The organism is Mesorhizobium sp. M8A.F.Ca.ET.021.01.1.1 (assembly GCF_003998025.1).
Classification (GTDB): Bacteria; Pseudomonadota; Alphaproteobacteria; order Rhizobiales; family Rhizobiaceae; genus Mesorhizobium.
Genome location: NZ_RZSJ01000644.1, coordinates 1 through 3,367, shown reverse-complemented (window position 1 = coordinate 3,367; position 3,367 = coordinate 1). Strand labels below are relative to the sequence as shown.

Sequence of the window (3,367 nt, the reverse complement as noted above, 5' to 3'; positions counted from 1 at the left end):
GGTCACGCCCTCCGGCATGTTGGCTTCCAGCGCGCCGAGCAGCCCGTCGGTCAACCAGATGGTCATGCACCGCGTCGCCGAATCCGTGTTCGACGGCCAGGTGGACAAGCTGATCGGCGCCTATCGCGAGCGCCGCGACGGGCTGTGCAGGTCGGAGGCCTGCTTCATCAGCACCAGCTTCTCGATCACGTGGCGCGGCGCGCAGACCCAGCCGACGCGCATGCCCGGCGACAGGATCTTCGAGAACGAGCCGCAATAGAGCGTGCGTGCCTTGTCGATGCCGCCGGAGCGCGCGCAGTCCAGTGCCAGGATCGGCGGCACGCCTTCGCCGTCATAACGCAGCGCCCGGTAGGCGGCGTCCTCGATGACGGCGATGTCGAGCTCGCCGGCAAGGTCGAGCACGGCCTCGCGCTGCTTTCGGTCCAGCGTGTTGCCGGTCGGATTGGCGAAGTCGGGCACCAGATAGGCGAACTTCACACGCCCGCCATTGGCGGCGGCAGCGGCGCGATAGGCCGCCGGCGTCATGTTGCCGCCTTCGGGGCGCAGCCGGTCGTAGCGCGGCTCATAGGCGTTGAAGGCCTGCAGCGCACCGAGATAGGTCGGCCATGTCACCAGCGCCGTATCGCCCGGCGACAAGAACAGCTTGCCGAGATAATCCAGGGCCTGCTGCGAGCCGGAGGTGATGAAGATGTTGGCCTCGTCGCACGCGATGCCGAGCTTGCCCATCTGTCCGGCAAGCCACTTCCGCAGCGGCAGATAGCCTTCCGAGACCTGATACTGCAGCGCCGCCCCGGCTTCCGCCCCGCCCAGCACATCGGCATAGGCGTCGCGGATGGCATCGGCCGGAAACAGCGAGGGATCGGGAATGCCGCCGGCGAACGAGATGATGTCGGGCTGGTCGAGCAGCTTCAGCAGCTCGCGGATTTCCGACGCCTTCATGCGCGACGAACGCGACGCCAACAGGTTCAAAAGGGTCAAGACACGCCTCCCGGACGTATTTACAATAGGTCAACCTGACTGACCTATATCCGCTTTGTCAGCCGATTTGAATAGTGCCTGAAAGGCTTCCGCTATACGCCAGTCGCCGTCGGCGTCCTGTCTAAAGGCTCTTCTTGTAACCATTATGGCTGGCGGTGAAGCCGAGCCCTTCATAGAAGCGGTGCGCATCCGCCCGGCCCTTGTCGGTCGTGAGTTGGACAAGGCCGCAGCCGCGCGCCCGGCATTGTCCGATCGCCCATTCGAACATCTTCTTGCCGATGCCGCCGGAGCGCCTGCCGCCGGCAACGCGAACCGCCTCGATCTGCCCCCGCCACGCGCCCTTGCGCGAGAGCCCGGCAAGGAAGGTGATCTGCAAGGTACCGATCACCGCCGCGCCGTCCACGGCCACCGCCAGCAGCTGGTTTGGATCGGCGTCGATGGCGTTGAAGGCATCGACATAGCCTTGCGCCAGCGGCAACGAGGCATCTTCGCGGCTCGCTCCCAGCGGATCATCGGCGAGCATGGCGACGATGGCTGGCAGGTCGGAGGCTTGCGCCTTGCGGAATTGGATGTTGGTCATGGCGGATGAGATACGGCCGGCAGTTCACCAGGGCAAGGTTCGGCTCCCCTTCCCCCTTCGTGGGGATGTTCCGGCTTGGCAACATGCTTCTCACGACAATGGGCTAGTGGCAGGCTGACATCAGATGTTAGGATGGTGAGGCACCTTCGAAGGTTAGCCTAAGCTATCCCATCTTCGTCATCCTAGGGCGAAGCAGGAGCGCAGCTCCGTCGCGGAGACCCTAGGATCCATGCCGGGACGCCTGCAACGACCAAAGCGGGGCAGGACACAACGCTACCACCCAGTGCCGCGGAACAACTCGAACCATTCCGGATTTGCTTTTTCGATCAGTTCGATCTTCCATTGTCGCGACCAGCGTTTTAGCGATTTCTCGCGCTGAATGGCATCGGTGATGTCGAAATATTCTTCATACCAGACCAGTCGCTGCACACCATATCGACTTGTGAAATACGAGCCTTTGCCGGACTTGTGCTCGGGCATGCGGCGACCGAGATCGTTCGTGACGCCAATATAGATGGTGCCACCCTTCTGGCTCGCGGTCATGTAGACATAGCCGGTCATAAGTTAAGGCTATCGGGTAACGCGTCGGGAGAACATCCTGGTTCCGCTGTGTCCCTCGGCGAACGTCACGGCATGGATCCTAGGGTCTGCGCTGCGTCGCTTCGCTCCTTGCTCCGCCCTAGGATGACGACGGTACGGATGCTCAGCCCAATTGTAGCTGCCACAGCCGCCGCACAGTATCACCAATCAATCCCCATCGGCAGGCTTGGCCTTGCCGCACTGCGCCAGCACCTTGCCGATGGCCGCGCTCGACCCCTTCAGGGGAAAGCTGATATCGCCATATTTGGCCGCGCTGACCGACACATCTCCCTTCGAGCGCAGCAGGTCGAGCAGCGGGTCGGCTTTCGCCAGATCGACCACGAAATAATTGTACATGGCCTCCAGCTGCAGCGTCTTGGTCACCGTCTTGCCATCGGCCTTGAAGTCGAACTCGCCGCTGATGCCCGGTTCCAGTTGCTGGCCGCTGTCACCCAGATCGTAGCTCAGCACCGGATTGTCGAAACAGGCCAGCATCAGCTGCGCATCGCCTTTCGGCCCGCCGCAGACGGAGGCCGTCAGCACGCTGCCGCCCTCGTCTTCCTCCATCTTGGCGCTCCAGCCGCAGGACGCGGCAAGAACCGGCTGCGCGCCGAGCAATGCCGCCAAGGCGCCGGCGGCAACGAGATATCTTCTCATGACTTCCCCCTCCGGGCATTTGCAGCACCCGCCGGCAGCATATAGGAAAAGCCGTTGAATGGCATTGCCGTCCGGCAAAGGCCGCGCGTCTTGGAGAGAGCGGTGTCGAGAGCCTGTGTTCGCCTGTGTCTTCTGACCGCCGCCCTGGTGGCCTTGCCGCTCGCCGCCCATGCCGAATGGAAGCCGGTCGAGAAGGTCGAGACCTATGCCATTTCAGGCCAGTCCGGACCGGAGCTCTACCGGTCGATCGGCGAGAATGGGCCGAATGTCGGCGTCGGCCGCGCTATCGCCCACACCAATTTCAAGCTGACCTGGACCAGGGACTATCAGCCGCGTGCCGGAGCCTGCGTGCTGGTCTCGGCCAAGCCCAGGCTCATCATCACCTACACCTTGCCCAGCCCCTCCTCGCCGCTGCCGTCCGCCATCCAGAAGAACTGGGAGGTTTTCCTCGCCGGGGTCAGCGCCCACGAAAAGGTGCATGGCGCGACCATTGTCGACATGGTGCGCAAGATCGAGGCGGTGACAGTCGGCCTGACCGTCGCGGATGACCCCAAATGCAGCAAGAACCGGGCC

Annotated in this window: 4 protein-coding genes and 1 pseudogene; 1 reads left to right on the top strand and 4 read right to left on the bottom strand. The window is 63.3% G+C overall.

All coding sequences use genetic code 11. The annotated features are described in order from the left end of the window. The 4 genes and pseudogenes from EOA36_RS31395 to EOA36_RS31380 all read right to left on the bottom strand — a co-directional run. Positions 1-939: pseudogene (locus tag EOA36_RS31395) on the bottom strand (PLP-dependent aminotransferase family protein); the annotation flags it as partial. Positions 940-1,099: 160 nt separating this feature from the next. Then, positions 1,100-1,558, bottom strand: a complete 459-nt coding sequence (locus tag EOA36_RS31390; protein ID WP_127280754.1) for a GNAT family N-acetyltransferase — start codon at positions 1,556-1,558, stop codon at positions 1,100-1,102. Positions 1,559-1,831: 273 nt separating this feature from the next. Beyond that, positions 1,832-2,119 carry a GIY-YIG nuclease family protein gene (locus EOA36_RS31385; RefSeq protein WP_127280753.1) on the bottom strand — a complete coding sequence of 96 codons (288 nt, stop codon included), beginning with the start codon at positions 2,117-2,119 and terminating at the stop codon, positions 1,832-1,834. 186 nt (positions 2,120-2,305) lie between these two features. Next, positions 2,306-2,794 carry a hypothetical protein gene (locus EOA36_RS31380; protein ID WP_245464523.1) on the bottom strand — a complete coding sequence of 163 codons (489 nt, stop codon included), beginning with the start codon at positions 2,792-2,794 and terminating at the stop codon, positions 2,306-2,308. A 102-nt stretch (positions 2,795-2,896) separates the two neighbouring features. On the opposite strand from EOA36_RS31380, the gene EOA36_RS31375 reads away from it, so the two are divergent. Then, positions 2,897-3,367, top strand: a 471-nt coding sequence (locus tag EOA36_RS31375; protein ID WP_127280752.1) for a DUF922 domain-containing protein, incomplete at its 3' end; no start/stop codon positions are given.

Bases quoted from the DNA above. Each gene is read 5' to 3' on its own strand.
- EOA36_RS31380 (WP_245464523.1), bottom strand. From the start codon at position 2,794: ATGAGAAGATATCTCGTTGCCGCCGGCGCCTTGGCGGCATTGCTCGGC.
- EOA36_RS31385 (WP_127280753.1), bottom strand. From the start codon at position 2,119: ATGACCGGCTATGTCTACATGACCGCGAGCCAGAAGGGTGGCACCATC.
- EOA36_RS31390 (WP_127280754.1), bottom strand. From the start codon at position 1,558: ATGACCAACATCCAATTCCGCAAGGCGCAAGCCTCCGACCTGCCAGCC.